General features: G+C 60.8%; 25 protein-coding genes. 10 read left to right on the top strand and 15 right to left on the bottom strand.

Annotated features, from left to right (window positions below; genetic code table 11):
• Window positions 1-109: 109 nt before the first annotated feature.
• Entirely contained in the window at window positions 110-2293 is a 2184-nt protein-coding gene (gene yccS / locus AC1Q6I_RS00650) for a YccS family putative transporter (RefSeq protein ID WP_024077836.1), read from the top strand.
• Window positions 2294-2335: 42 nt separating this feature from the next.
• On the opposite strand, the gene AC1Q6I_RS00645 is transcribed toward yccS, so the two are convergent.
• A complete protein-coding gene (locus AC1Q6I_RS00645; RefSeq protein ID WP_024077837.1) occupies window positions 2336-3073 on the bottom strand; it encodes a substrate-binding periplasmic protein in 738 nt (245 codons plus the stop codon).
• A gap of 201 nt (window positions 3074-3274) precedes the next feature.
• Here AC1Q6I_RS00645 and AC1Q6I_RS00640 point away from each other — a divergent pair, with 201 nt between their 5' ends.
• Complete coding sequence (locus AC1Q6I_RS00640) at window positions 3275-3727, top strand: GNAT family N-acetyltransferase (protein ID WP_102623696.1); 453 nt, start codon at window positions 3275-3277, stop codon at window positions 3725-3727.
• 119 nt (window positions 3728-3846) lie between these two features.
• On the opposite strand, the gene AC1Q6I_RS00635 is transcribed toward AC1Q6I_RS00640, so the two are convergent.
• From AC1Q6I_RS00635 to AC1Q6I_RS00625, 3 genes are read right to left on the bottom strand one after another with little or no spacing between them, the layout of a single operon-like run.
• Window positions 3847-4143 (bottom strand): winged helix-turn-helix domain-containing protein, encoded by a 297-nt coding sequence (locus AC1Q6I_RS00635; protein WP_024077839.1) that lies wholly within the window; start codon window positions 4141-4143, stop codon window positions 3847-3849.
• A gap of 19 nt (window positions 4144-4162) precedes the next feature.
• The gene (locus tag AC1Q6I_RS00630) at window positions 4163-4663 is read right to left on the bottom strand and encodes a M48 metallopeptidase family protein (RefSeq protein WP_069077183.1); all 501 of its coding nucleotides are present in this window, start codon (window positions 4661-4663) and stop codon (window positions 4163-4165) included.
• Window positions 4664-4707: 44 nt separating this feature from the next.
• A complete protein-coding gene (locus tag AC1Q6I_RS00625) occupies window positions 4708-6813 on the bottom strand; it encodes a putative bifunctional diguanylate cyclase/phosphodiesterase (protein WP_024077841.1) in 2106 nt (701 codons plus the stop codon).
• 313 nt (window positions 6814-7126) lie between these two features.
• On the opposite strand from AC1Q6I_RS00625, the gene AC1Q6I_RS00620 reads away from it, so the two are divergent.
• On the top strand, window positions 7127-7792 hold the full coding sequence (locus AC1Q6I_RS00620; protein WP_069077184.1) for a polysaccharide lyase family 7 protein: 666 nt from the start codon (window positions 7127-7129) through the stop codon (window positions 7790-7792).
• Between the two features lie 191 nt (window positions 7793-7983).
• Here AC1Q6I_RS00620 and AC1Q6I_RS00615 read toward each other — a convergent pair whose 3' ends face one another.
• The 7 genes from AC1Q6I_RS00615 to tkt all read right to left on the bottom strand — a co-directional run bounded on the left by AC1Q6I_RS00615 (window position 7984) and on the right by tkt (window position 15240).
• Window positions 7984-8442 carry a DUF3757 domain-containing protein gene (locus tag AC1Q6I_RS00615; protein WP_102623697.1) on the bottom strand — a complete coding sequence of 153 codons (459 nt, stop codon included), beginning with the start codon at window positions 8440-8442 and terminating at the stop codon, window positions 7984-7986.
• Between the two features lie 360 nt (window positions 8443-8802).
• Window positions 8803-9867, bottom strand: a complete 1065-nt coding sequence (gene fba, locus AC1Q6I_RS00610; RefSeq protein ID WP_102623698.1) for a class II fructose-bisphosphate aldolase — start codon at window positions 9865-9867, stop codon at window positions 8803-8805.
• Between the two features lie 282 nt (window positions 9868-10149).
• Complete coding sequence (locus AC1Q6I_RS00605) at window positions 10150-10482, bottom strand: MliC family protein (RefSeq protein ID WP_102623699.1); 333 nt, start codon at window positions 10480-10482, stop codon at window positions 10150-10152.
• A 62-nt stretch (window positions 10483-10544) separates the two neighbouring features.
• Window positions 10545-10772 (bottom strand): hypothetical protein, encoded by a 228-nt coding sequence (locus AC1Q6I_RS00600; RefSeq protein ID WP_024077845.1) that lies wholly within the window; start codon window positions 10770-10772, stop codon window positions 10545-10547.
• A 29-nt stretch (window positions 10773-10801) separates the two neighbouring features.
• Complete coding sequence (locus AC1Q6I_RS00595) at window positions 10802-11965, bottom strand: phosphoglycerate kinase (protein ID WP_024077846.1); 1164 nt, start codon at window positions 11963-11965, stop codon at window positions 10802-10804.
• Between the two features lie 18 nt (window positions 11966-11983).
• Window positions 11984-13033 carry an erythrose-4-phosphate dehydrogenase gene (gene epd / locus AC1Q6I_RS00590; RefSeq protein ID WP_024077847.1) on the bottom strand — a complete coding sequence of 350 codons (1050 nt, stop codon included), beginning with the start codon at window positions 13031-13033 and terminating at the stop codon, window positions 11984-11986.
• Window positions 13034-13242: 209 nt separating this feature from the next.
• Entirely contained in the window at window positions 13243-15240 is a 1998-nt protein-coding gene (tkt, locus tag AC1Q6I_RS00585) for a transketolase (RefSeq protein WP_024077848.1), read from the bottom strand.
• A 272-nt stretch (window positions 15241-15512) separates the two neighbouring features.
• Here tkt and AC1Q6I_RS00580 point away from each other — a divergent pair, with 272 nt between their 5' ends.
• The 5 genes from AC1Q6I_RS00580 to AC1Q6I_RS00560 all read left to right on the top strand — a co-directional run bounded on the left by AC1Q6I_RS00580 (window position 15513) and on the right by AC1Q6I_RS00560 (window position 20510).
• Window positions 15513-16508, top strand: coding sequence for an ArsR/SmtB family transcription factor (locus tag AC1Q6I_RS00580; protein WP_102623701.1), 996 nt, complete (start codon window positions 15513-15515; stop codon window positions 16506-16508).
• Window positions 16509-16527: 19 nt separating this feature from the next.
• Window positions 16528-17718 carry a methionine adenosyltransferase gene (gene metK / locus AC1Q6I_RS00575; RefSeq protein ID WP_024077850.1) on the top strand — a complete coding sequence of 397 codons (1191 nt, stop codon included), beginning with the start codon at window positions 16528-16530 and terminating at the stop codon, window positions 17716-17718.
• Window positions 17719-17937: 219 nt separating this feature from the next.
• Window positions 17938-18285: a hypothetical protein gene (locus AC1Q6I_RS00570; RefSeq protein WP_024077851.1), complete on the top strand. Its 348-nt coding sequence runs from the start codon at window positions 17938-17940 to the stop codon at window positions 18283-18285.
• Between the two features lie 98 nt (window positions 18286-18383).
• A complete protein-coding gene (ligB, locus tag AC1Q6I_RS00565) occupies window positions 18384-20045 on the top strand; it encodes an NAD-dependent DNA ligase LigB (protein WP_371858335.1) in 1662 nt (553 codons plus the stop codon).
• 69 nt (window positions 20046-20114) lie between these two features.
• Window positions 20115-20510 (top strand): DUF1090 domain-containing protein, encoded by a 396-nt coding sequence (locus tag AC1Q6I_RS00560; protein WP_024077853.1) that lies wholly within the window; start codon window positions 20115-20117, stop codon window positions 20508-20510.
• Between the two features lie 6 nt (window positions 20511-20516).
• Here AC1Q6I_RS00560 and AC1Q6I_RS00555 read toward each other — a convergent pair whose 3' ends face one another.
• Window positions 20517-20966, bottom strand: coding sequence for a c-type cytochrome (locus AC1Q6I_RS00555; protein ID WP_024077854.1), 450 nt, complete (start codon window positions 20964-20966; stop codon window positions 20517-20519).
• 128 nt (window positions 20967-21094) lie between these two features.
• On the opposite strand from AC1Q6I_RS00555, the gene mltA reads away from it, so the two are divergent.
• Window positions 21095-22279 (top strand): murein transglycosylase A, encoded by a 1185-nt coding sequence (gene mltA / locus AC1Q6I_RS00550; RefSeq protein ID WP_102623702.1) that lies wholly within the window; start codon window positions 21095-21097, stop codon window positions 22277-22279.
• Window positions 22280-22414: 135 nt separating this feature from the next.
• On the opposite strand, the gene AC1Q6I_RS00545 is transcribed toward mltA, so the two are convergent.
• Both AC1Q6I_RS00545 and AC1Q6I_RS00540 read right to left on the bottom strand, forming a co-directional pair.
• Window positions 22415-22801, bottom strand: coding sequence for an MAPEG family protein (locus AC1Q6I_RS00545; RefSeq protein ID WP_024077856.1), 387 nt, complete (start codon window positions 22799-22801; stop codon window positions 22415-22417).
• 31 nt (window positions 22802-22832) lie between these two features.
• A complete protein-coding gene (locus AC1Q6I_RS00540; protein ID WP_024077857.1) occupies window positions 22833-23666 on the bottom strand; it encodes an EamA family transporter in 834 nt (277 codons plus the stop codon).
• Between the two features lie 124 nt (window positions 23667-23790).
• Here AC1Q6I_RS00540 and AC1Q6I_RS00535 point away from each other — a divergent pair, with 124 nt between their 5' ends.
• On the top strand, window positions 23791-25050 hold the full coding sequence (locus AC1Q6I_RS00535) for a cation:proton antiporter (protein WP_024077858.1): 1260 nt from the start codon (window positions 23791-23793) through the stop codon (window positions 25048-25050).
• Here AC1Q6I_RS00535 and AC1Q6I_RS00530 read toward each other — a convergent pair.
• Window positions 25044-25931: a formate/nitrite transporter family protein gene (locus tag AC1Q6I_RS00530; RefSeq protein WP_024077859.1), complete on the bottom strand. Its 888-nt coding sequence runs from the start codon at window positions 25929-25931 to the stop codon at window positions 25044-25046. The two genes, AC1Q6I_RS00535 and AC1Q6I_RS00530, sit on opposite strands and share 7 nt — an antisense overlap.
• Window positions 25932-25997 lie beyond the last annotated feature (66 nt).

Genomic DNA, 25997 nt, shown 5'->3' with positions numbered 1-25997 from the left:
ATTTGTGGTGTGCCTGGGAATAATTTGCTGTCAGATGTGATCGCCACGCTTGCCGTGGCGTCCTTGATAGCTCAATTTAGCGGCAACGTCCCGGAAGACTCCAGACTTCATGTCATCGACCTCGTTCAAGCAGTCCATGCGGCGCCTGTGGGCGCTGGATAAATTCAGTTATAGCGTGCGGGTCTTCATCGCCCTTACCGGCAGCATGGCGCTGTGCTGGTACCAGGATGAAATGACACTGCTGATCCCACTGTTCCTGGGGATCATCGCCAGTGCCCTGGCCGAGACCGACGACAGTTGGCAGGGCCGCCTCAATGCCCTGGCGGTGACGCTGGTGTGTTTCAGCATCGCCGCGCTGTCCGTGGAGTTGCTGTTCCCCTACCCCTGGATTTTCGCAGTCGCCCTGGCCCTGGCCAGTTTCGGCCTGACCATGCTCGGGGCCCTGGGCGAACGCTATGGCGCGATTGCCTCGGCCACCTTGATCCTGTCGGTCTACACCATGATCGGCGTGGACCAGCGCGGCGGCGCCGTCAGCGATTTCTGGCATGAACCCTTGCTGCTGGTGGCCGGTGCCGCCTGGTACGGCGTGTTGTCGGTGCTGTGGCAGGTGCTGTTTTCCAACCAGCCGGTACAGCAGAGCCTGGCGCGCCTGTTTCGAGAGTTGGGGCATTATCTCAAGCTTAAATCGTCGCTGTTCGAGCCGATCCGCCAACTGGATGTGGAGGCGCGGCGCCTGGAACTGGCCCAGCAAAATGGCCGGGTGGTGGCGGCGCTCAATGCGGCCAAGGAAATCATCCTGCACCGCGTCGGCAATGGCCGACCGGGTTCGAAGGTCAGCCGCTACCTCAAGCTGTACTTCCTGGCCCAGGACATCCATGAACGCGCCAGTTCGTCCCACTACCCCTACAACGCCCTGGCCGAGGCGTTCTTCCACAGCGATGTGCTGTTCCGCTGCCAGCGCCTGCTGCGCCAGCAAGGCAAAGCCTGCCAGGCCCTGGCCGAGTCGATCCAACTGCGCCAGCCGTTCATTTATGACGCCCACTTCGCCGAAGCCCTGGGCGACCTGAATGCCTCCCTGGAACACCTGCGCATCCAGAGCAACCCGGCCTGGCGCGGCCTGCTGCGCTCGTTGCGTGCCCTGGCGGCCAACCTCTCGACCCTGGATCGCCTGCTGGGCGACGCCAGCAATCCCGACGCCCTGGCCGACGCTACCGACAGCAACCTGCTGGACCGCGCCCCGCGCAACCTCAAGGAGATGTGGACGCGCCTGCGCACCCAGCTCACACCGACGTCGCTGCTGTTCCGTCACGCCTTGCGCCTGGCCCTGGCGCTGACCGTCGGCTATGGCGTCCTGCACGCGATCCACGCGTCCCAAGGCTACTGGATCATCCTCACCACCCTGTTCGTCTGCCAGCCCAACTATGGCGCCACGCGGCGCAAGCTCGGTCAGCGGATCATCGGCACGGCCATCGGCCTCACCGTGGCCTGGGCACTGTTCGACCTGTTCCCCAGCCCGCTGGTGCAATCGATGTTCGCCATCGCCGCAGGCCTGGTGTTCTTTATCAACCGCACCACCCGCTACACCCTGGCCACGGCGGCGATCACCTTGATGGTGCTGTTCTGCTTTAACCAAGTGGGCGATGGCTACGGGTTGTTCCTGCCACGCCTGTTCGATACGTTGCTGGGCAGCGTGATTGCCGGCCTGGCGGTGTTCCTGTTCCTGCCGGACTGGCAAGGCCGCCGCCTGAACAAAGTGCTGGCCAACACCCTGACCTGCAACAGCATCTACCTGCGCCAAATCATGCAGCAGTATGCTGCCGGCAAGCGCGATGACCTGGCCTACCGCCTGGCTCGACGCAATGCGCATAACGCCGACGCGGCCCTGTCCACCACCTTGGCCAATATGCTGATGGAACCGGGGCACTTCCGTAAGGAAGCCGATGTGGGCTTCCGCTTCCTGGTGCTGTCCCACACCCTGCTCAGCTACTTGTCAGGGCTCGGCGCGCATCGGGAAACCCAACTGCCGGCCGAGGTGCGTGAGCATTTGATCGACGGCGCCGGCAAGACACTGGCGGCAAGCATCGATGAGATCGCCGAGGGCTTGGCCAACAAACAGCCGATTGCGATTCAGAGTGATGCCGAGGAAGCGCTGGCAACCGACCTGGAGCAGATGCCGGACGAGATCGATGAAGGGCAACGGTTGGTGCAAACGCAGTTGGCGTTGATTTGCCGGCAGTTGGGGCCGTTGCGCACCTTGGCGGCGCATTTGATCAAGGACACCAGCGCGGCTTAGGTCGCTATCGGGGGCTTGGTCCCGATGAGGCCCGCACAGGCACTACATGCCATGGGCCTTCATCAACCGCGCATAACTGCCATCAGCCTTCATCCTGGCAATCTCGCGGTCAAAGCTGGCGACGATCTGCGCATGCTCAGGGTTCTTCAGGCTGACCAGGATATGCAGGCTATTTTCGCTCAAGGGCTTGGGCAAAAACTCCACCGCATTGCGCACCCGCGCCGATTCGCGTGACAGGTAATAGCGCGCCACATATTCATCCTCCACCGTCAACCGCACGCGCTGCGCCGCAAGCATGCGCACGGCCATGGCAAAGTTATGCACAGGGACTTTCTGCAATTGCGCATCCTGGTCGAACGCCGGCGAATACACGTACCCGCGCACCACGGCGATAGGCTCATCGTGCAATTGCTCAAGGTTCTGGAACTCGATCGGGTCATCACGGCGCTTGATAAAACGCACACGGTTCACCAGGTATTCCGCGGAAAACTGCCCCAACTGCGTGCGAGCATCGTCGTACCAGGCGTTGATCAGTACGTCATAGCGCCCATCGCCCACCCCCATCAGTGCGCGAGCCCAGGGCACCTGTTCGAAATCACTGGCGTACCCGGCGCGGGCCAAGGCCGTGGTGACAATGTCGGTGGCCAGCCCGCCATTGATCAAGGTGGCATCGGTAAAGGGTGGCCAGGCATCCGCTACCAGGCGCAGACGCTCTGCGAACACTGGCTGGGCCAGCAATAAAACTCCAATCAAAGCAACGGCACGAGAGAATCGCGGCATGCTTAAAGTCCTTGGCAGGCAGGCGGTAGCCCTTACTCAGGCGAGGCCTGAGGCTCTAACAGTAGTTCAGATTACACAAGAAGCCGACGGCAGATGCACACAATGATGGCGAATTGACGTCACTCACAAAAATAGCTGATTTCGACACAAAGGCGTGGCGCGCTTACTATCCAGAACAGACATTGATAAAGAGAACGCACCATGACAGTCGAATGGGTCTGCAAACATCACAATGACCTGGGCAAGGAGCAGCTCTACGCCATCCTGCGCCTGCGCAGCGAAGTCTTTGTCGTCGAGCAGAAGTGCATCTACCAGGACATCGACGGGCAGGACCTGGAAGGTGATACCCACCACCTGATGGCCTGGCAGGACGACCAGTTGGTGGCTTACCTGCGCCTGTTGGACCCGGAGTCCCAGGGCGGCGACGTGGTGATCGGGCGGGTAATCGTGGCCCCCATGGCGCGCGGCACCGGGCTGGGGCACCTGATGCTGCAGGAAACCCTCAGGCAGATTGACGATATCTGGCCAGAAACGCCGATATTCCTGTCAGCCCAGGCCCATTTGCAAGGGTATTACGGTCGGTATGGTTTTCTGGTGGTGGGCGAGGAATACCTGGAAGACGATATTCCACATATTGGTATGCGGCGCGTTTGAGGCCGCCATCGGGGGCAAGCCCCCTCCCACATTTGAATGTAGTCACAGTTCAAACTGTGGGAGGGGCGGTGCGACGATTCGACTTGCCCCGATGGCGTCAGCCAAATCCCCGCAGAACCTCAGGGATAACCCAATACCTGTTTGATGGACCCGAGATTCACCTCGATCCACCGCCGATCAATCGCGCCCCAATCCCGAATCCGATAATGCCCGGCATGGTTGCGGCCGCCGTCTTGCTGTTCGAACTCACACACGATATCCAGGTCGGCCAGCGCCGCAATCGTGTCCTGCGCCGTGCGCCGGGGCATGCCCGTCAACTCGGTCAGCGCCGGTACGCTGCTGGCTTGCCCGCTGTCGATCAGGTAGGCCACATAGAGACGGCGGTAAAAGCTGCTCTTGGTCTTGCTCACATCCATGGTCGGTCGCCTTGTACGGTTAGGGCTTGCCCTGCAAGTCGCGATAGGTGAGGTACACCCGCAGGTCGAATTCCACCTGATGGTAGCCCGGCATCATGTACTCACAGAGTTTATAGAACGCCTTGTTGTGGTCCGACTCCTTGAAGTGCGCCAGCTCGTGCACCACGATCATGCGCAGGAACTGCGGCGCGGCCTCCTTGAACAGCGCGGCGATGCGGATCTCTTTCTTGGACTTCAGGTTGCCGCCCTGCACCCGGGAAATCGTGGTGTGCAAGCCGAGGGCGCGATGGGTCAGGTCCAGGCGGTTGTCGAACAGCACTTTGTCGATGGCCGGCGCGTTGCGCAGGTGCTCCTGCTTCAGGGCCAGCGCGTAGGCATACAACGCCTTGTCACTCTGCACGGCGTGGCGCTCGGGGTAACGCTGCTCCAGGTAGGCACCCAACTGGTCCTTGGCGATCAGTTGGCGCACTTGCTCCTGGAGGGCTGCGGGGTAGGCCTGGAGGTATTTCAGGGCGGTCATTGGGGGTCTGCAACAGGGTTCGGATGGGCGCCAGTGTAGCGAATTCAACGCACGCGAGCGCGCGCCCAGACGAGCACTTCCTCGGCCATCAACGGCTGCGCCGCCCATGGCCCCTGGATAAATCGGCAACCATTGGCCTTGAGCCACTCGGATTGCTCCTGCGTCTCTACGCCCTCGGCGATCACCAGCACCTCGAAGTGCTCGCACAATTGGATAATGCTGCGGGCCAGTGCGGCATCCCGCGCCGAACCCGGCAGGCGCGCGACCAGTTGCGGATCAAGCTTGAGGGTGTCGAACTCCAGGTCGCGCAGGTGAGCCAGGGAACAGTGGCCGCAGCCAAAGTCATCCAGGGCGATACGCACCCCGACCTGACGCAACAACTTGAGCTGCTTGGCAGACTCCTCAAGATTGCTCATCAGGCTGTCTTCGCTGATTTCCACCTCCAACTGCCGCCCCTGCAACCCATGCCGCTCCAGCACCTGCTGCAGTTGGCTGGACAGCTGCGGCATATTGAACTGGCTGCTGCTCAGGCTCACGCTCAGCACCAGTTCGTCATCCAAAGCCACCTGCCACATCTGGCGCTGCGCAGCGACCTGCAGGTAAATCCAGGCACTCAACTGGCTGATCAGCCGGGCCTCCTCCAGCAGCGGTAAAAACAGCCCCGGCGGCACATCACCGACGCTGGGGTGCTGCCAGCGCAATAGCGCCTCGACGCCGCGCAAGCGACCGTCCTCCAGGGACACCTGGGGTTGGTACACCAGGGTGAAGTCCTTGTTCTGAATCGCCGTGCGCACGCTGTCTTCAAGCATCAGCCGCGAACGAGCACGCCCGTTCATTTCCTGATCGTAATAGCGGTACTGCTGACGCCCCGCACGCTTGGCTTCGTACATGGCGATGTCTGCCGCACGCAGCAGACCGTTCAAGTCAGAACCGCAATCCGGGAAAGTGGCAATGCCGATGCTGACCCCGAGCATCACATCCAACCCGTCGACCTGCTGGCAAACAGACACACGCTCAATCAGTTTTTCCGAAATTTTCGCGGCCTGTTCCGGGAACTCCAGCTCCAGCAATGCCGTGAATTCGTCGCCGCCCATGCGTCCGAGAATGTCGCTGGCGCGCACGCTGCCCTGCAATTGTTCCGACACCCAGCGCAGCACCCGATCGCCAGCGTCATGCCCCAGTGAATCGTTGACCCGTTTGAACCCATCCAGGTCCAGGTACAGCAACACCAGCGACCGCTCGACGCGTTCGCCGCGCAACAACGCACTCTCTACTGCTTGATAGAAGCCGCGCCGATTCAGCAACCCGGTCAGCGGGTCTGTGACGGCCTGAAACTCCAGTTGCTGGTGCAGGTGACGTATTTCGGACATATCCAGCACCGTCACCACCATGGCCTTCTGCTCAGAGGGCAACGGCGCGCACGACAACGCCACCGGCACCTGTTGGCCGCGGCCTGTGCGCAGGATCGCATCATGCAAGCGCCAGGTTTCGCCCTGGCGGTAACCGGCATACATCTGCGAATCCAGCCAGGCAGGTACATGGGGTTTTTGCAGGAAGCCGAGGAACTCCTGGCCTTGCAGTTCCTGGATCGTGGCATTGAGCAGGCGCGAAATCGCCGGGTTGGCGTACTCGATCACTCCCCCCTCCCCCACCACCAGGATGCCTTCGGCGGCGTTGTCCAACACCGAGGCATTAAAGGCACGCGCCGATTCCAGGTCATGACTCAGGCGCTGCAGCGCCCGGCGATTACGCTGGTGCTCCAGCAACGCCTGGACCTTGGGCTTGAGGATATGCGGGTCGAACGGTTTGAACAGGTAGTCGATCGCGCCGCTGGCATAGCCCTCGAGCACGGCGGCGGGCGATTGGGCATTGGCACTGAGGAAGATGATTGGCGTCATCCGTGTGCGCTGGTTGCCGCGCATCAGGCGGGCGACTTCAAAGCCGTCCATGCCGGGCATCATCACATCCAGCAATACCAGATCAACTTCGAGCTGCAGCAGCAGTTCCAGGGCTTCAAGGCCTGAAGCAGCGGTCACCACATGCCAATCATCACGCTGCAAAAGTGCGCGCATGCTGATCAGGTTTTCCGGGTAGTCATCGACCACCAGAAGAACCGAACTGCCATCGCCGGGGAGTGGTGCGCATTCCATGCTACGTCTCTTCCTAAAGGAGCTGTCCCAGTCACTTCTGACAGAAAACCCGGACAAACTCTGAGGCATCACTCTAGCCTCGGTTCCCAAAAATCAGAAGTCACCGCGATGCCATCATTGCGCCAAAGCCTGGGAAGCCGACTAACGGTCAGTGCCTGCAGCCCACGGTTCATGGGCAACATGGCTTTTTGGCATTCCTTTGGCGCCAATAAATTGCCGAGCAATAATTAACAAGCGCGTGACGACCGCCTATAAAGAACCTGTCTGGCCCAAGGGCCATAGCCTACACCCCTCTGTAAAAAGGCCTACGCCCATGATTGATCTTTCCACCTGGAACCTGAGTATTCCGGTCGGCTCGCCCCCCGCGACCATCGACACCCCGAAGCTGATGAGCGGCTTCAATGACCAATATTTCCAGGCAGAAGGGAGCAATGTGCAATTCTGGACACCCGTCACCGGCACCCGTACCGAAAACGCTGTCTACCCCCGCAGCGAACTGCGTGAAACCTACGCCGACGGCCGCCTGCGTAACTGGACCTACCCTGACGCCGACAACTTCCTGCGCGCCACGCTGACCGTCAACCAGGTACCGTCCACCGGCAAGGTGGTGATCGGCCAGATTCACGCCTATGACAGCCAGAAGCCGCTGATCAAGCTGGAGTATCAATTCAAGGAAAAAACCCAGACCGGCAACATCGTCGCCAAGGTCCGCATGCGTCCGGATGAGGATGAAAGCCGCGTGATCATCGTGGCTTCCAATGTGCCGCTGGAAAAAAGCTTCACCTACGTGATCAACCTCAACAAGGCCGGGCTGCTCAGTGTGTACGCCGCCGACAGTGAGTGGAACGAACGCATCGGTGCGGCGTGGGGCAGCAAACCCCTGTACTTCAAGGCTGGCGCGTATGTTCAGGACAACAGCGGGGATAGCAAGGAAGGCGCACGGGTGACGTTTGCCAAGCTGGATATCGACCACGAGTGAGCGGCGCCTCATTTCGCGTGGGCGTTGCCTGCCTGCGCGAACGCCTTGACGCCCCCCCTTGAGCGCCTCGGCCTGGCGGACTTCGCCGAGCGCGATCTGAACAATGTGGCCAATACCGCCTTTACTGGCATACACATGCGCGGCCGCTCACCAAGAGCGGCCGCCACTTTTCACGCGACGAGGTTGCCTGTCTACTGGGCAGGTAATTTCATCTGAGCTGGGCCCTTTGAATTCTCCAACTCAAAAGCACAGTCCGCGACCTTACTTGTTTCACACTTGTTTTTATCCCTATTCCAACCAGGACCTTTAGCCCCAGGAGGTAAGATAAACCGTTGGGACAACCTTAAATAGTCATCCTTGCCTTTACCACTGTAATCACAGGTTACGTAGTAATAAGACGAATTTGTTTCGCTGTCCGTTCCCTGCTTGATTGCCGAGCCCATAAACTTGAACCCTTTGACCATCGATTTATTGTCAATGGACTGCTCACCCTTCCACCCCTCTTCTTCAGCTGAAAACTGAATGCTCACCGCCTTGATGGTTGAAACCTCGGGGCAAGATAACGGCGCCGCATATGCACTCCCCATCAACGCCAACGCGCCAATAGCAGTTAGACACTGAAGCGATTTTATAAGATATGGATGTGACATAGCCGTGTACACCTCTCTTTAATGAGTGACTCCAGCCTAGGCACGATGGCCAACGAGCGATACTGTCAAGGTTGACAGCTTTAAATATAAATTAGAAATAAGCGCCGGTAGTTTAATTGCGTTCAGCACGATCCCTGTAACGCCTCATGGATTTAATTACAGTTAAACAAGACGGATCTGAATGACACCCGACACTTAACTGAACCAACGGGCGCACCGAGCATTTTGTCTTATCAACTTGATCGAACTTAAAATGTTCAGCAAAGCATCAAAAAACAACAAAGGGAAAACATTCAGTTCATTTAACTCGGTACCCAAAAAAGCCCGCATCACTGCGGGCTTCTTTTTAACGCCTGAGGCTTAATTCACCTTAGCGTTCAACTCACCTTTCAGGTAACGCTGGTACATCGCTTCCAACGAGATAGGCTTGATCTTCGAAGCGTTGCCGGCAGTACCGAACGCTTCATAGCGAGCGATACACACGTCACGCATCGCCGTCACGGTTGCGCCGAAGAATTTACGTGGGTCGAATTCGCTTGGGTTGGTGGCCATCAGGCGACGCATCGCACCGGTGGACGCCAGGCGCAGGTCGGTGTCGATGTTGACCTTGCGCACGCCGTACTTGATGCCTTCGACGATTTCTTCAACCGGGACGCCGTAGGTTTCTTTGATGTCGCCGCCGTACTGGTTGATGATCGCCAGCCACTCTTGCGGTACCGAGGAAGAACCGTGCATCACCAGGTGGGTGTTAGGGATGCGCCTGTGGATTTCCTTGATGCGGTCGATGGCCAGCACGTCGCCGGTTGGCGGCTTGGTGAACTTGTAGGCGCCGTGGCTGGTGCCGATGGCGATCGCCAGGGCATCCACCTGGGTCTTCTTGACGAAGTCAGCGGCTTCTTCCGGGTCAGTCAGCATCTGGCTGTGATCCAGCACGCCTTCGGCGCCAATACCGTCTTCTTCGCCGGCCATGCCGGTTTCCAGGGAACCCAGGCAGCCCAGCTCGCCTTCAACCGACACGCCGCAGGCGTGAGCCATGGCCACGGTTTGTTGGGTCACGCGGACGTTGTACTCGTAGTCGGTCGGGGTCTTGCCGTCTTCGCCAAGGGAACCGTCCATCATCACCGAGCTGAAACCCAGTTGGATGGAGCGCTGGCACACGTCAGGGCTGGTGCCGTGGTCCTGGTGCATGCACACCGGGATGTGCGGGAATTCTTCGATCGCGGCGAGGATCAGGTGGCGCAGGAAAGGCGCGCCGGCGTATTTGCGGGCACCGGCCGAAGCCTGGACGATCACAGGGGAGTCGGTCTTGTCAGCGGCTTCCATGATGGCGCGCATCTGCTCAAGGTTGTTGACGTTAAAAGCTGGGACGCCGTAGCCGAATTCGGCTGCGTGGTCCAGCATTTGACGCATGCTGATAAGTGCCATTGTGTTGTCTCTCCCGGTCGAGGGTCGTTAATCGTGCAAGCCTGCCGTAGCGGCGGCTGCTATTCAAGTTATTGAAGGTCAGGCTTTGCATACCTGGCCTGCTGAATCGTTTTTTGTGAGCCGGACTCAACGCCGACATCACTTTGAAACCGTATCAATGTGGGAGGGGGCTTGCCCGCGATGGCGATTTACCTGTCGACATCGTGGGTGGCTGACCCAACGCTATCGGGGGCAAGCCCCCTCCCACATTGGGATCTCATTAATGTTGAGACCGTGTTCTGTTTACTGGGCCTTGCAGCCCCGCCCGATCAAATCGTCGGTGGCCACCCAGTAAACCAGGCCTTCCTCACCTTTTGTGTGAAACGCCAATTGGTCGTTGCTGTACAGCACGCCCGAGGCGGCAACGTCCTGCTTAAGGCGGTAAACCTGGTCGGAACCGCCGAGGCGTACATCCACCTCGCTGTGGGCCTGGTTAGCAAAGCGCCAGTTGACCTCGGCCTTGCTATCGCAGGTCCAAGTGGTCCATTTGTCGGCAGACTCTGCCTTGTTGAACATGTCCATGCTGCTGCAACCGGCCAGTAACGCCAGTGTTGCCAGGGCGAAAACGCCTTTCATTGCCAATCCTCGAACGGCGCCCCAAAAGGCCGCCACTGCTGTCGGTTAGTTGATCAGACCCGTCAAGGGCAACCCTGTTCCTGACCGTTGGGCGCGGAGTCGTATTTCTCCAGGCGTTCATTGCCGATGCGCTTGTTGATCACCGGCATGGTCTCGGCTTGCCAATCGGCCTGATAGCAGCTTTTTTTCTGCGCTGGCGCGGGCTTGCCAACCTCCGGCGCAGCGTTCGGCGTACTGCCGCAGCCAGCCAACAGGCCCGCTGCGAGCACCAGTGCCAACGACTTGATCATGGGAATGCTCCTTTTCCTGATCGCGCGCCTTAGCCTTTGGCCCGGCTTTCCAGGACTTCAACGGCAGGCAGGACCTTGCCTTCAACGAACTCGAGGAACGCACCGCCACCGGTAGAAATGTAGGAGATCTGGTCGGCAACGCCATATTTGTCGATGGCCGCCAGGGTGTCGCCGCCGCCGGCGATGGAGAATGCCGAGCTTTCGGCAATCGCCTTGGCCAGCACTTTGGTGCCATTGCCGAACTGATCGAACTCAAACACACCCACCGGGCCGTTCCACAGGATGGTCTGGGAAGCCTTGAGCAGCTCTGCGAAGTTGGCCGCGGTTTGCGGGCCGATATCCAGGATCATGTCGTCGGCGGCCACATCGTCGATCAGCTTGACGGTCGCTTCGGCGCTTTCCGCAAATTCCTTGGCCACGACCACGTCCACTGGCAGCGGTACGCTGACCTTGGCAGCGATGGCGCGCGCGGTGTCGAGCAGGTCCGGCTCGTACAGGGACTTGCCCACCGGGTGACCCGCGGCCGCCAGGAAGGTGTTGGCAATGCCGCCGCCGACGATCAGCTGGTTACAGATCTGGCTGAGGCTATTGAGCACGTCCAGCTTGGTGGAAACTTTCGAGCCGGCCACGATGGCGGCCATTGGCTGTGCGGGCGCACCCAGGGCCTTGCCCAGCGCGTCCAGTTCAGCAGCCAGCAGAGGGCCGGCAGCGGCGACCTTGGCAAACTTGGCCACGCCATGGGTCGAACCTTCGGCGCGGTGGGCGGTACCGAAAGCGTCCATCACGAACACGTCGCACAGGGCCGCGTATTGCTGGGCCAGTTCGTCGCTGTTCTTTTTCTCGCCTTTGTTGAAGCGCACGTTTTCGAACAACACGATGTCGCCAGGCGTGACGTCGACGCCCCCCAGGTAGTCAGCCACCAGTGGCACGTCCCGGCCCAGGGCCTTGCTCAGGTAGTCAGCCACAGGCTTGAGGCTGTTTTCGGCGGAGAACTCACCTTCGGTCGGACGACCCAGGTGGGAGCAGACCATCACGGCCGCACCTTTTTCCAGAGCCAGCTTGATGGTCGGCAGCGAGGCCAGGATTCGCGCATCACTGGTGACAACACCGTCCTTGACTGGGACGTTGAGGTCTTCGCGAATCAGTACGCGCTTACCTTGCAGATCGAGGTCGGTCATCTTCAACACGGTCATGGGAGGCAATTCCTGAGGCTAAAGTTTTGGAGAGGCTGTTTGCAGATAGTGTTCTGCGACGTCCAGCATACGGTTGGCAAACCCCCATTCGTTGTCGAACCAGGCCAGGATGTTCACCAGCCTCGGGCCGGAAACGCGGGTCTGGCTGGCATCGACAATCGCCGAATGCGGGTCATGGTTGAAATCACAACTGGCGTGGGGCAACTCGGTATAGGCCAGAAGGCCCTTGAGCGGGCCGCTGGTGGCGGCGTCACGCAGGATCCGGTTGACCTCCTCGGCATCGGTGTCGCTGACGGTTTGCATGGTGATGTCCAGGCAGGACACGTTCACCGTCGGCACCCGTACGGCTTTGGCCTGAATTCGCCCGGCAAGTTCCGGCAACAGTCGTTCGATGCCGCGCGCCAGGCCGGTGGACACCGGAATCACTGACTGGAACGCCGAGCGCGTGCGGCGCAGGTCTTCGTGGTGATAGGCGTCGATCACCGGCTGGTCGTTCATCGCCGAGTGGATGGTGGTAATCGACACGTAGTCCAGGCCGATCGCCTGATCCAGCAGGCGCAACAGCGGTACGCTGCAGTTGGTGGTGCAGGAGGCATTGGACACCAGCAACTCATGACCGGTGAGGCAATCCTGGTTGATGCCGTAGACGATGGTGGCGTCGACATCCGCCTCGCTGGCCATCGGCTGGGAAAACAACACTCGCGGGGCGCCGGCATCGAGAAAACGCTGGCCATCGGCGCGGGTGTTATAGGCACCGGAGCATTCCAGCACCAGGTCGACGCCCAGCGCCGCCCAGTCGATGCCCTCGGGGGTGGCACTGCGCAACACTTTCACGCAGTCGCCCTTGATATGCAGACAATCGCCTTCGACCCGCACTTCGCCGGGAAAGCGGCCGTGGGTGGAGTCAAAGCGTGTCAGGTATTCGATGCTGGCCATGTCGGCCAGGTCATTGATCGCGACAATTTCAAAACCGGCCGCCGCCCCTCGCTCGAACAGAGCACGCAAGACGCAACGACCAATGCGGCCGTAGCCGTTGAGTGCAACTTTGTAGGGACGCGGTTGGGGCATGGGGTTCTCGCAGTGGGGGCGACATAAACCATCTAACCAATGTAGGAGCGAGCTTGCTCGCGAAGATCGTCAACGATAACGCAGCGTTTCTGATGTGACGCGGCGCTCTCTCGTTCTTCGCGAGCAAGCTCGCTCCTACAGAGGGTGCGATGGGCAGTCGCCAACGCACATCTGTGTGCAGCGGCCAAATTGGCCGCCGCGTTCGCGCTTTAGTCTTCCAGCAGCTCTTCAGCCTGACCCAGGATGTTATCCAGGGTGAAACCGAATTCTTCGAACAACGCCGGTGCCGGCGCCGACTCACCGTAGGTGGTCATGCCGATCACGCGGCCTTCCAGGCCCACGTACTTGTACCAGTAGTCGGCGTGGGCCGCTTCGATGGCGATACGCGCGCTGACCTGCAACGGCAGCACCGACTGTTTGTAGTCGGCATCCTGGGCTTCGAACACGCTGGTGCACGGCATGGAAACAACGCGCACGTTGCGGCCCTGGGCAGTCAGCTTGTCGTATGCCTGGACGGTCAGGCCCACTTCGGAACCGGTGGAGATCAGGATCAGCTCCGGCTCGCCGATGCAGTCCTTGAGCACGTAGCCGCCACGGCTGATGTCGGCGATCTGCGCGTCGGTACGCACCTGGTGTTGCAGGTTCTGACGAGAGAAGATCAGCGCCGAAGGGCCGTCCTTGCGCTCGATCGCATGTTTCCAGGCCACGGCGGATTCGACCGCGTCGGCTGGGCGCCAGCAATCCAGGTTCGGCGTGGTACGCAGGCTGGTCAGTTGCTCGACCGGCTGGTGCGTCGGGCCGTCTTCGCCCAGGCCGATGGAGTCGTGGGTGTACACATGGATCACACGCTTCTTCATCAGCGCCGCCATACGGACTGCGTTACGTGCATATTCCATGAACATCAGGAAGGTCGCACCGTAAGGCACCAGGCCGCCATGCAGGGACACGCCGTTCATGATGGCGCTCATGCCGAACTCGCGCACACCGTAGTACATATAGTTGCCGCTGGCGTCTTCGGCCGAGACACCTTTGCAGCCTTTCCACAGGGTCAGGTTGGAACCGGCCAGGTCGGCCGAACCGCCGAGGAACTCGGGCAGCAGCGGGCCAAAGGCGTTCAGGGTGTTCTGGCTGGCTTTACGGCTGGCGATGGTCTCGCCCTTGGCCGCGACTTCGGCGATGTAGGCCGAGGCTTTTTCCGAGAAGTCGGCAGGCAGGTCACCGGCCAGGCGGCGTACCAGCTCGTTGGCCAATTCCGGGAATTCAGCGGAGTAGGCGGCGAAGCGCTGGTCCCACTCGGCTTCGGTGGCCAGGCCTTTTTCCTTGGCATCCCATTCGGCGTAGATGTCGGCCGGGATTTCGAACGGACCGTGGTTCCACTTCAGCGCGGCGCGGGTCAGGGCGATTTCCGCGTCACCCAGGGGGGCACCGTGGCAGTCTTCTTTACCTTGCTTGTTGGGCGAACCGAAACCGATGGTGGTCTTGCAGCAGATCAGCGTCGGCTGCTCGCTCTTGCGGGCGGTGTCGATGGCGGTCTTGATTTCTTCCGGATCGTGGCCGTCGACATTGCGGATCACCTGCCAGTTGTAGGCTTCGAAACGCTTAGGGGTGTCGTCGGTGAACCAGCCTTCGACTTCGCCGTCGATGGAGATGCCGTTGTCATCGTAGAAGGCGATCAGCTTGCCCAGGCCCAGGGTACCGGCCAGGGAAGCGACTTCATGGGAAATGCCTTCCATCATGCAGCCATCACCCAGGAACACGTAGGTGTGGTGGTCAACGATGTGGTGGCCAGGGCGGTTGAATTGCGCGCCCAGGACTTTTTCAGCCAGCGCGAAACCTACGGCGTTGGCCAGGCCTTGGCCCAGGGGACCGGTAGTGGTCTCGACGCCTGGGGTGTAGCCGAATTCCGGGTGGCCCGGGGTGCGGCTGTGCAGCTGGCGGAAGCTCTTGAGGTCATCGATGGTGACGTCGTAGCCGGTCAGGTGCAGCAGCGAGTAGATCAGCATCGAGCCGTGGCCGTTGGACAGCACAAAGCGGTCACGGTCGGCGAACGATGGGTTGCTCGGGTTGTGTTTCAGGTAGTCACGCCAAAGTACCTCGGCGATATCCGCCATGCCCATCGGGGCACCGGGATGGCCGCTGTTGGCTTTTTGCACGGCATCCATGCTGAGGGCACGAATGGCGTTGGCACGCTCACGACGGCTGGGCATCGCTGTTCTCCTGAGGATTTTGAATAGTGAGTGATTAAAAGAAACGGAAAAAAGGACCGGCATTTTCCCTCAGCCACCGCCTGCGGGCAATGACAGATAGTCACTTGCAGGTGTTTTTCCTGTGCTTTGCGCGGCAATCGCTTGCAGAAACCTTTAACCGCTTCGTCTAAAGGTTATAGCGACTGTTTATAACCGCCACTTATCGTCCAATATCAAAACTTTTTGATATTGGCCTTGCGAGGAGACCCACCCGTCACTAGACTGCTGGCCTTATGAACCTACCCGTGCCCTCCCTGCGTCCTGACGACGGCGATGACCTGGCAGCCTTGTGCAAGGCCGCTGGTGACCCGTTGCGCCTGAACGTATTGCGCGCACTGGCCAACGACTCTTTCGGTGTACTGGAGTTGGCGCAGATTTTCGCCATTGGCCAGTCCGGCATGAGCCACCACTTGAAGGTATTGGCCCAGGCCGACCTGGTAGCCACCCGCCGCGAAGGCAATGCGATTTTTTACCGCCGCGCCCTGCCCCACTCCGACGTGCTCGGCGGAAAGCTTCATGCCGCCCTGCTCGACGAAGTGGACAGCCTCAACCTGCCCAACGACGTGCAATCACGCATCGGCCAGGTACACGGACAACGCGCTGCGGCCAGCCAGGACTTTTTCTCGCGGGTTGCCGAGAAGTTTCGTGCCCAGCAGGACCTGATCGCCGGTTTGCCCCAATATCGCGAAAGCGTACTGGCGCTATTGGACAAGCTGAGCTTCAGTCATGAGGCCACGGCATTGGAAGTCGGGCCTGGGGATGGCGGCTTTCTGCCAGAACTGGCGCGCCGTTTCGGCCAGGTCACCGCGCTGGACAACAGCCCGGCAATGCTTGAGCTGGCACGCCAGCTCTGCGAGCGCGAGGCGTTGGGCAATGTCCGCCTGCAGTTGGCCGACGCGCTGACTCATACGGGCCTGAAGGCCGATTGCGTGGTGCTGAACATGGTCCTGCACCATTTCGCGGCCCCCGCCGACGCCCTCAAGCAGATGGCGAACTTGCTGCAACCCGGCGGTAGCCTGCTGGTTACAGATTTATGCAGCCACAACCAGAATTGGGCCAGGGAGGCCTGCGGTGATCTCTGGTTGGGTTTTGAACAGGACGACCTGGCCCGTTGGGCCACCGCTGCGGGGCTCGTTCCCGGGGAAAGCCTCTATGTAGGTTTACGTAATGGTTTCCAGATTCAGGTCCGCCATTTTCAGCGACCGGCTGGCGACACTCACCATCGGTAAATATCAGGAAAACATCGAGATGAGCGAATACTCCCTTTTCACCTCCGAGTCCGTGTCTGAAGGGCATCCGGACAAAATCGCCGACCAGATTTCTGATGCGGTACTGGACGCCATCATTGCTGAAGACAAGTTCGCCCGTGTGGCGTGCGAGACCCTGGTGAAAACCGGTGTAGCGATCATCGCTGGCGAAGTGACCACTACCGCCTGGGTTGACCTGGAGCAGATCGTTCGTGACGTGATCACCGACATCGGCTACAACAGCTCCGACGTCGGCTTTGACGGCGCTACCTGCGGCGTGATGAACATCATCGGCAAGCAGTCCCCTGACATCAACCAGGGCGTCGACCGGGCCAAGCCTGAAGATCAGGGTGCCGGCGACCAGGGCCTGATGTTCGGCTACGCCAGCAACGAAACCGACGTGCTGATGCCAGCACCGATCACCTTCTCGCACCAGCTCGTGCAACGTCAGGCCGAAGCGCGCAAATCCGGCCTGCTGCCTTGGCTGCGCCCGGACGCCAAGTCCCAGGTGACCTGCCGTTATGAAGGCGGCAAGGTGGTCGGCATCGACGCAGTCGTCCTGTCGACCCAGCACAACCCGGACGTTTCCTACGCCGACCTGCGCGAAGGCGTGATGGAACTGATCGTCAAGCACGTGCTGCCCGCCGAACTGCTGAGCAAAGACACCCAGTTCCATATCAACCCGACCGGCCAGTTCATCATCGGTGGCCCGGTCGGCGACTGCGGTCTGACCGGTCGCAAGATCATCGTTGACAGCTACGGCGGCATGGCCCGGCATGGCGGTGGCGCGTTCTCCGGTAAAGATCCGTCGAAGGTTGACCGTTCCGCGGCCTACGCCGGTCGCTACGTGGCCAAGAACATCGTCGCCGCCGGCCTGGCCGAGCGCTGCGAGATCCAGGTGTCCTACGCCATCGGCGTGGCCCAGCCTACGTCGATCTCGCTGAACACTTTCGGTACCGGCAAGATCAGCGATGACAAGATCGTCAAACTGGTGCGCGAGATCTTCGACCTGCGCCCTTACGCGATCACCACCATGCTCGACCTGCTGCACCCGATGTACCAGGAAACCGCAGCCTACGGCCACTTCGGTCGTACCCCTGCGCAGAAGACCGTCGGCGACGACACCTTCACCACCTTCACCTGGGAAAAGACCGACCGCGCCAACGACCTGCGCATTGCTGCCGGCCTGTAATCGCTCGCGTCATCCAAAGCCCTGCCGGGTTTTCCCGGCGGGGCTTTTTATTGTCGGGTGAATCGCGGTGACGTTCACATTTTTTGGATCCAAAGCTTGCAGGCCAAATAATGGCCCACTAGAATCCGCGCCCTCTCGGGCCCTCCACCTTAATTGGATATTGCACTGCGCCAGCCCGGGATAGATAAGTGCGCAGGCAATCGAACATTGAGGTTTTTCATGCGCATCTCCACGCTCGTCCCCGCCGCCCTTCTGCTCAGCCTGCTCGCCCTGCCGGCCCACGCCGCCGACCTGAGCGCCCTGAGTGGCGCCCTGACCTCCCAACTGGGTGGCAATGCCGGCGACTGCCAGAAGCAAGCCGCAGACCTGCAAACCAAAATCGATGCGGCCGAAGCCAGCAAAGACACCATGAAAGTGAAGGCATTCAAAGCCGCACAAGACCAGGTCAACAAAGGTTGCAACAAACTCGCTGAAACCCAAGCCAAAGCCGACGCCAAGCAGCAAAACCAGGAAGCCAAGGCGGATAAGCCGGACGCCGTGAAAGCCTTGGGTGGTTTGTTCAAGTAACTGGAAACACCCGGTAAAAAGCCCCGCACTGCCGGGGCTTTTTTGTGGAAGAGAGGATCATTTAGGCTGGGCGCCCTTTTCGAGCAAGGATGCTCATGATGCGTTCAGTGATCACTCTTCTAGTCAGTGCTCTGCCCATTTTGTGTTGGGCAGATGAATGCCCCGATGAAGCCAGGTCGCAGGTCAATACCCTCGCCGAACACATTCGCCTGTGGGATGACAGCTACCATCGACTCGGCCATTCGCCCATCAGCGATGAGCTCTACGACCAGGCCCGCCAGCGCCTGGCCAACTGGCGCCAATGCGTCTCCCCCTCCGCGGCGACCACAGACAAACCGCTGGCCAGTTCACGCGGCACCGTGCCGCACCCGATTGCCCATACGGGCCTGGAAAAACTGCTGGATGAACAGGCCGTTGGCGAATGGTTGCGCGTGCGCCAGGATGTCTGGATTCAACCCAAGGTCGACGGCGTTGCCGTCACGCTGGTGTACCGCCAGGGCCACTTGAGCCAAGTCATCAGCCGCGGTGACGGCCGACTCGGCCAGGATTGGTCAGCCTCTTCCAGCAGGATCCCGGCCATCGTCCAACGCTTGCCTGAACCCATCGACCTGGTGTTGCAGGGCGAGCTCTACTGGCGTCTCGACGACCACGTGCAATCGGCACAGGGTGGGCTCAATGCCCGCAGCAAAGTGGCCGGGCTGATGAACCGTCGCCAGCTGAGCGACGCCGATGCAGCCGGAATCGGCCTGTTCGTCTGGGCCTGGCCCGAGGGTCCGGAGGACTTTACCGAACGCCTGGCTACCCTGGCGCGCTGGGGGTTCACGGACAGCCAAGACTACAGCCACCCCGTCGAGAGCCTCACCGAAGCCGCCCATTGGCGCACCCACTGGTATACCCATCCACTGCCGTTCGCCAGCGACGGCGTGGTGTTGCACCAGGCCGTGCGCGCCCCCGCCGAACGCTGGCAGGTCAGTACGCCTTACTGGGCAGTCGCCTGGAAATACCCCGCAGCCAAGGCCCTGGCGCTGGTGCGCAACGTGCAGTTCAAGATCGGCCGCACCGGGCGCATCACGCCGTTGCTGGAACTCGAGCCGGTGCGGCTGGACGACCGGCAGATCAGCCGGGTCAGCGTCGGCTCCCTGAAACGCTGGCAAGCGCTGGACATCCGCCCCGGCGACCAGGTTTCCATCAGCCTCGCCGGCCAAGTGATCCCACGCTTGGACGAAGTCATCCTGCGCAACGAAACCCGAGTCGCCATGGCCGTGCCCCATGCCCGGGATTTTCACGCGCTGAGCTGCTGGCAACTCGACCCCGGCTGCGAAGAACAATTGCTCGCGCGCCTGACCTGGCTGAGCGGCAACCAGGGCCTGGCGTTACCGCATTTGGGCCGCGAGACCTGGAACGTATTGATCCAGGCCGGTCTAATCGCTGGCTTTCTCGATTGGTTAACCCTGGATGCGGCAGAGCTTGCTAACATTGATGGCTTCGGCGATCGCAGCCGTGCGCGACTGCTCGACAGCATTCGCAGCGCGCGGCAACGGCCTTTCGCGCAATGGCTCAAAGCCCTGGGTGTACCGCCCGTGGCACGCAATAACCTGGAAGGCGGCTGGCAGACGCTGGTCGCCCGGGACACCCAAGCCTGGCAGGCCATCGATGGCATTGGCCCGGGTCGCGCAGCGCAATTGAGCGCTTTTTTTCACGACCCACAAGTCCAGGCGTTGGCTGAGACACTCCGCGTGGCCGGGATAGACGGGTTTTGAACCGGCCCGGCCACCTTTAAACCACGGCAGAATTCACCCTGCCATCCGATTGCGACCTTGGAGCTCCACATGAAATTTCTAGCCCCCCTTGCCCTGTTGACCGTCGCAAGCTTCATGGCCACGCCATCGCTGGCGGCCGAAGACACGCAACCCCTGACCGGCTGCGCCGCCAAGCGCCAGGCCATCAGCACCCAGATCGAACAGGCCAAGGCCCATGGCAACAGCGAACAACAGGCCGGCCTGGAAAAAGCCCTGGCTGAAGTCACCGCCAACTGCAACGACGCCGCCTTGAAGAAGGAACGCGAAAACAAGGTGCTCGACGCCAAGCACGAAGTCAGCCGTCGTCAGGCCGACCTCGACAAAGCGATGAAAAAGGGTGACGCGGACAAGATCAACAAGCGCAAGGACAAGCTTGCCCAGTCACGCAAAGACCTGCAGGACGCCGTGGAAGAGCTCGACCAGTAAAATCGGTCAGTGGTCTCGGAACTGTTTATGGCAAGCGCTGCAGGCATCTTCAACTTTCTGCACCGCCGGCCCCAGGTTGGCGGCCTTGTAAGGCTGCACCTGGCTGGCGATCACCAATTCACCGGTGGCCGCTTCAAGGTTGCGCGCCAGCTCCTGGAAACGTGCCTGCTGCTGCCAGACATCGTCCTTTGCGCTGGTGTGATCTTCTTCGCGCACACTCGGAAAATGCTTCCACGGCTCATGGGACAGGGCATCGAGCTTGACCGCCCCTTCGGCGAACTTTGCGCCGTCGAACGGGATGCGCCCACGCAACATGCCGCCCAGGTCTTCGCCGGTTTTGAGCATCTGCTTGAAGATCGCCTTGCGCTGGCCCAGGGGGGAGTTGGGGTCAACGCCGCCACAGGCAGACAAGGCCAGGCAGGCCAGCAATACAACCGTCAATTTTTTAAAAGTCATGGTGGCTCACGGTCACGGAAAACGGCGGCCAGTATCCTCGCCCCGCCCGAAAAGACCAATAGCCCTATTAACAATAAGGGTTGCCCCAACGCGCGATGGCGCAGGCAATCGCTTCAGGAATTACCCCTATGAATGTCACCTTGAAACCCTGGAGCCGCCGCCTGGCGTGGGCTCTACCGATGATCGCGCTGCTGGCCGGCTGCGACGCGGGCAAAGATGCCGGCAAAGATGAAACCGTAAAACCCCATGCCATAGCCACCTACGTGAACGCACCGTGGGAAGCGTTGCCGGCGGTGTCCGACAGCGACCTGCTGGCCGGGTTTGAATCCTGGCGCAGCGCCTGCCAGCGTCTCAAGGCCGACCCTGTGTGGGGCGCCACGTGCACGGCGGCGGCCGCAGTGCCGGGTGATGCCGTGGCAATCCGCGGCTTCCTCAAGGAGCGCCTGGATGTGTTCGGCCTGCGCTCGGCGGACAATAGCCCGAACGGCCTGATCACCGGCTACTACGAACCGGTCTACCCCGGCAGCCTGACCCAGACCGCCAGCGCCCATGTGCCGGTGTACGGCGTGCCGGATGACCTGATCATCGTCAACCTGGAAAGCATTTACCCCGAACTCAAGGGCAAGCGCCTGCGCGGCCGCCTCGAAGGTCGCGTGCTCAAGCCCTATGACGATGCCAGCACGATCAATGGCCAAGGCTCCAGCGCCAAGCCGATCGCCTGGCTGACCAACCCGATGGACCTGCAATTCCTGCAGATCCAGGGCTCCGGCCGTATCCAGCTGGCTGGCGGTCGTCAACTACGCGTCGGCTACGGCGACCAGAACGGCTACCCCTATCGCCCTATCGGCCGCTGGCTGGTGGAACAAGGCGAACTGAAAAAAGAAGACGTGACCATGGGCGCCATCAGCGCTTGGGCCAAGGCACACCCGCAGCGCATTCCCGAGCTGCTGGCGAGCAACCCCAGCTATGTCTTCTTCAGCGCCCGCCCCGACAGCAACGAAGGCCCACGCGGCTCGCTGAATGTGCCATTGACCGCCGGCTACAGCGTGGCGGTGGATCGCAAGGTGATCCCACTCGGTAGCCTGTTGTGGCTGTCGACCACCAAGCCCGATGGCTCACCGATCACAAGGCCCGTGGCGGCCCAGGACACGGGCGGCGCCATTACCGGCGAGGTGCGGGCAGACTTGTTCTGGGGCACGGGCGATGCCGCGGGCGAGCTGGCCGGCAACATGAAGCAGCAGGGGCAGATCTGGATGCTGTGGCCCAAAGGCGCAGCGTTACCGCAGGTACCGGATGCGCCCGCCGGCAGCTGACAGCCACTGACCGTCAACGATGAAACCGGCCGTTGTGGCCAGGAAGCTTGCTCCCGTTGGGCTGCGTAGCGGCCCCAGCGGTTTTGGGAGCGCTACGCACGCCAGCGGGAACAAGCGTGCTCCCGCGAAGCCAGGTCAGATCGAGACGAAGAAGAAACTCGCAATCAGCACCATGCCCACCGTCCACACCAACGAACGCAATATCGCCCAGTCCGCCAGGTAGCAGATGATGTACAGCAGGCGGCTGGTGATAAACAGCACCGCCAACACGTTGATGGTCACCAGCGACGCCGTACCGGCGATGTGCGCAATGATCACCGCCGCGGCAAACGCCGGGGTCACTTCAAAGCTGTTGAGTTGCGCACTGTGAGCACGCTTGGCAAAGCCTTCGAGGGTATCGAGGAAAGCGCGCGGGTCGTGGTTCTGCCTGAGGCCGAACTTGCCGCCACTGAACTTGGCGACGCCCGTGCACAGGTACGGCAGAAAGATTGCAATCAACACACACCAGAAAGCCGCTGTCATCACTCATTCCTTTTTTGGTTTTATCCGACGGTTAGAGCTTCATCACGAACATGCCGATCAGCACCAACCCACAGGCTATGAGCCGTGGCCGGCCGAAAGGTTCTTTCAGATAACGCATGCCGAACAACACCACCAGGATCACGCTGACTTCCCGCAGCGCGGCAGCCTCGGCAATCGAGCCCAACTGCATGGCCCAGAGCACCAGAGCGTAGCTCAACAATACGCAGAACCCCACGCTCAACCCCAGCCGCCATTGGGTGCGCCAAAACAGGTTGAACGCCGCGCGCTTGCGTACCACCGCCAGCAACGGGAATGGCCAGGCGCTGATCAGCGTCAGCCACACCAGGTAATCCAGCGGGTGTGACCAGCGCCGCAATGCCTGGCCGTCCAGGAAGGTATAGCAGCCAATGCACAGGCCGATCAGCGCCACTACCGGCAACATCGACCAGGGCAAACGGTCGCCACCACCGCCCTGCCATAGCAGGCACAGCATGCCGAACGGGATCAGCAGGATGCCGAGGATTTGCTGGGTGCTCAGCACTTCACCGGCGAACACCAGAGTCAACGCCAGTACCACCAGGGGCGACAGGCCACGCATCAGCGGATAGACCAGCCCCAGGTCGCCGACGCGATAAGCTTGAATCAGCAGATAACGGTAGAGCAGCTCAAACAGCGCCGAGGCGATGATCCACGGCCAGATGTCCAGCGGCGGCACCGACACAAACCCCACCGCCAGCACCACAAACAGCAAGGCCACAGTGTCCATGCAAGCGATCACAAGCAGGCGCTCGCCGCTGAACTTGATCAAGGTGTTCCAGGTCGCATGCAACAGCGCCGCTACCAGCACCAGAGCTGTCGCTACCAATGCAATCTCCTTAATTGATTCGTGATGTATCAACGCCTGTTTATACTAAACGCCGCCTCGGCGCACCTGCCGCGCCTGCATCTGCCCAGTTGAATCCCCTCTCCCACCTCCCCAAGGACCCCGGATGCTTGAACTTGTCGCCGCCTTCATTTGCCTCACCACCCTGCTCACCTATGTGAACTTCCGTTTTATCGGCCTGCCGCCCACCATTGGCGTGATGGTCACCGCCCTGCTGTTTTCGCTGATCCTGCAAGGCCTGAGCGTGCTCGGCTACCCGGGCCTGGAGGAACGTATCCAGCAGTTGATTGGCCAGATCGACTTCGGCGACCTGCTGATGAACTGGATGCTGTCGTTCCTGCTGTTCGCCGGCGCCTTGCACGTGAACCTCAACGACCTGCGCAGCTACCGTTGGCCCATCGGCCTGTTGGCGACCTTTGGCGTGCTGATCGCCACCGGGGTGATCGGCAGCCTGGCGTACTACATCTTCGCCCTGTTCGGCTGGCACGTGAGCTTCCTCTACTGCCTGCTGTTCGGCGCGCTGATCTCACCCACCGACCCGATTGCGGTGCTGGGCGTGCTGCGTACCGCCAATGCGTCGAAACCACTGAAAACCACGATCGTCGGCGAGTCGCTGTTCAACGACGGTACAGCCGTAGTGGTGTTTACCGTATTGCTGGGTATCGCACAGTTGGGCGAGACGCCCACCGTGGGCGCCACCGCGATGCTGTTCGCCCATGAGGCAATCGGCGGCGTGGTGTTTGGCGGGCTGATCGGTTACCTGGTCTACCTGATGATCAAGAGCATCGAACAGCACCAGATCGAAGTGATGCTGACCCTGGCATTGGTGATCGGTGGCTCGGCGATGGCCACCGAACTGCACGTCTCGGCACCGATTGCGATGGTGGTGGCAGGCCTGATCATCGGCAACCTGGGCCGCAAGCTGGCGATGAACGATATGACCCGGCGCTACCTGGACGGTTTCTGGGAGTTGCTCGACGACATGCTCAACGCCCTGCTGTTCGCGTTGATCGGCATGGAGTTGTTGCTGTTGCCGTTCAACTGGCTGCATGTGTTCGCGGCCAGCTTGCTGGCGGTGGCGATCCTGCTGTCGCGCCTGCTGACAGTGGCCCCGGCGATCCTGCTGCTACGGCGCTGGCGCACGGTACCTCGCGGGACTATTCGCATCCTGACATGGGGCGGGCTGCGCGGTGGGGTTTCGGTGGCGCTGGCGCTGGCCCTGCCGTTGGGCCCGGAGCGCGACCTGCTGCTGAGCATCACCTACATTGTGGTGCTGTCGTCGATCCTGTTGCAGGGACTGAGCATCGGCAAGCTGGTCAAGCGCGTGACCGAGGGCGAACCCCAGGCCACGCCCGACACTCACTGACCCTTGTCAATCTGCTGCGGATGCCTGGGGTCCGCAGCCTTTTTGCCCGGCAAACTGCTTTCACTGCGAATCTGCGCATGGCTGATCAGCGCAAAGATGAAGCTGCCGCCAATGATATTGCCGGCCAGGGTCGGCCCGGCGAAGACCAGCCAGAAATCCTTCCACGGCAGCTCACCGGCGAACACCAGGTAGGACACCTCGGCCGAGCCCACGACGATGTGAGTGAAATCGCCCAAGGCCATCAGGTAGGTGATCAGGATGATGATCCACATCTTGGCGCTTTCCATGGACGGAATCATCCACACCATGGTCGCGATCATCCAACCGGAAACAATGCCTTTGGCAAACATCTGGCCGGCATCGTTTTCCATGATCTTGCGCCCGATTTCAAGGAAAGCATGGTCGGTCTTGGTATCGAAGATCGGCAGGTGCAGCATCACGTAGGCCACCAGCAGAGTGCCGCACAGGTTGCCCACCAGCACCACGCTCCACAACCTCAACAAGCGTCCGGCGTTGGCCAATGTAGGTTTGCTCATCACCGGCAACACCGCGGTCAGGGTGTTTTCGGTGAACAACTGCTGGCGTGCAAGAATCACCGCCAGAAAGCCCGCACAGTAACCGAAGCTGGCGATCACCTTGAACGCCTCGCCGTCCGGCAGGCGGGAATTGAGTAGCCCCATGGCCATCAACGACAGCCCCATGGTCAACCCGGCGGCCAGCGCCGACCACCACAAGGCAGCGACACTTCGCTCCAGCTCCTGGTCGCCCTGGGTACGGATGATTTCGTGCAGCACCGCTGCGCGGGGCGGTTGGTTTTTGTCGACGTCGTGCTGTTCTTCCTGCGACAGGTTGGGGGTCTTGCCGTCTTCTTGGGTGGCCATGGTGATACCTGAACGAGGGGGCGGTGTTCAGGTACGACCTATCGCCTATCAAGAGCGTTCACTGCC

It is taken from the genome of Pseudomonas sp. MPR-R2A5, assembly GCF_058793055.1.
The sequence above is the reverse complement of the archived record's forward strand: the minus strand, read 5'-3'. Positions and strand labels throughout refer to the sequence as shown.

Coding starts and splice junctions, on each gene's coding strand:
- yccS (WP_024077836.1), top strand. CDS start 110: ATGTCATCGACCTCGTTCAAGCAGTCCATGCGGCGCCTGTGGGCGCTG.
- AC1Q6I_RS00645 (WP_024077837.1), bottom strand. CDS start 3,073: ATGCCGCGATTCTCTCGTGCCGTTGCTTTGATTGGAGTTTTATTGCTG.
- AC1Q6I_RS00640 (WP_102623696.1), top strand. CDS start 3,275: ATGACAGTCGAATGGGTCTGCAAACATCACAATGACCTGGGCAAGGAG.
- AC1Q6I_RS00635 (WP_024077839.1), bottom strand. CDS start 4,143: ATGGATGTGAGCAAGACCAAGAGCAGCTTTTACCGCCGTCTCTATGTG.
- AC1Q6I_RS00630 (WP_069077183.1), bottom strand. CDS start 4,663: ATGACCGCCCTGAAATACCTCCAGGCCTACCCCGCAGCCCTCCAGGAG.
- AC1Q6I_RS00625 (WP_024077841.1), bottom strand. CDS start 6,813: ATGGAATGCGCACCACTCCCCGGCGATGGCAGTTCGGTTCTTCTGGTG.
- AC1Q6I_RS00620 (WP_069077184.1), top strand. CDS start 7,127: ATGATTGATCTTTCCACCTGGAACCTGAGTATTCCGGTCGGCTCGCCC.
- AC1Q6I_RS00615 (WP_102623697.1), bottom strand. CDS start 8,442: ATGTCACATCCATATCTTATAAAATCGCTTCAGTGTCTAACTGCTATT.
- fba (WP_102623698.1), bottom strand. CDS start 9,867: ATGGCACTTATCAGCATGCGTCAAATGCTGGACCACGCAGCCGAATTC.
- AC1Q6I_RS00605 (WP_102623699.1), bottom strand. CDS start 10,482: ATGAAAGGCGTTTTCGCCCTGGCAACACTGGCGTTACTGGCCGGTTGC.
- AC1Q6I_RS00600 (WP_024077845.1), bottom strand. CDS start 10,772: ATGATCAAGTCGTTGGCACTGGTGCTCGCAGCGGGCCTGTTGGCTGGC.
- AC1Q6I_RS00595 (WP_024077846.1), bottom strand. CDS start 11,965: ATGACCGTGTTGAAGATGACCGACCTCGATCTGCAAGGTAAGCGCGTA.
- epd (WP_024077847.1), bottom strand. CDS start 13,033: ATGCCCCAACCGCGTCCCTACAAAGTTGCACTCAACGGCTACGGCCGC.
- tkt (WP_024077848.1), bottom strand. CDS start 15,240: ATGCCCAGCCGTCGTGAGCGTGCCAACGCCATTCGTGCCCTCAGCATG.
- AC1Q6I_RS00580 (WP_102623701.1), top strand. CDS start 15,513: ATGAACCTACCCGTGCCCTCCCTGCGTCCTGACGACGGCGATGACCTG.
- metK (WP_024077850.1), top strand. CDS start 16,528: ATGAGCGAATACTCCCTTTTCACCTCCGAGTCCGTGTCTGAAGGGCAT.
- AC1Q6I_RS00570 (WP_024077851.1), top strand. CDS start 17,938: ATGCGCATCTCCACGCTCGTCCCCGCCGCCCTTCTGCTCAGCCTGCTC.
- ligB (WP_371858335.1), top strand. CDS start 18,384: ATGCGTTCAGTGATCACTCTTCTAGTCAGTGCTCTGCCCATTTTGTGT.
- AC1Q6I_RS00560 (WP_024077853.1), top strand. CDS start 20,115: ATGAAATTTCTAGCCCCCCTTGCCCTGTTGACCGTCGCAAGCTTCATG.
- AC1Q6I_RS00555 (WP_024077854.1), bottom strand. CDS start 20,966: ATGACTTTTAAAAAATTGACGGTTGTATTGCTGGCCTGCCTGGCCTTG.
- mltA (WP_102623702.1), top strand. CDS start 21,095: ATGAATGTCACCTTGAAACCCTGGAGCCGCCGCCTGGCGTGGGCTCTA.
- AC1Q6I_RS00545 (WP_024077856.1), bottom strand. CDS start 22,801: ATGACAGCGGCTTTCTGGTGTGTGTTGATTGCAATCTTTCTGCCGTAC.
- AC1Q6I_RS00535 (WP_024077858.1), top strand. CDS start 23,791: ATGCTTGAACTTGTCGCCGCCTTCATTTGCCTCACCACCCTGCTCACC.
- AC1Q6I_RS00530 (WP_024077859.1), bottom strand. CDS start 25,931: ATGGCCACCCAAGAAGACGGCAAGACCCCCAACCTGTCGCAGGAAGAA.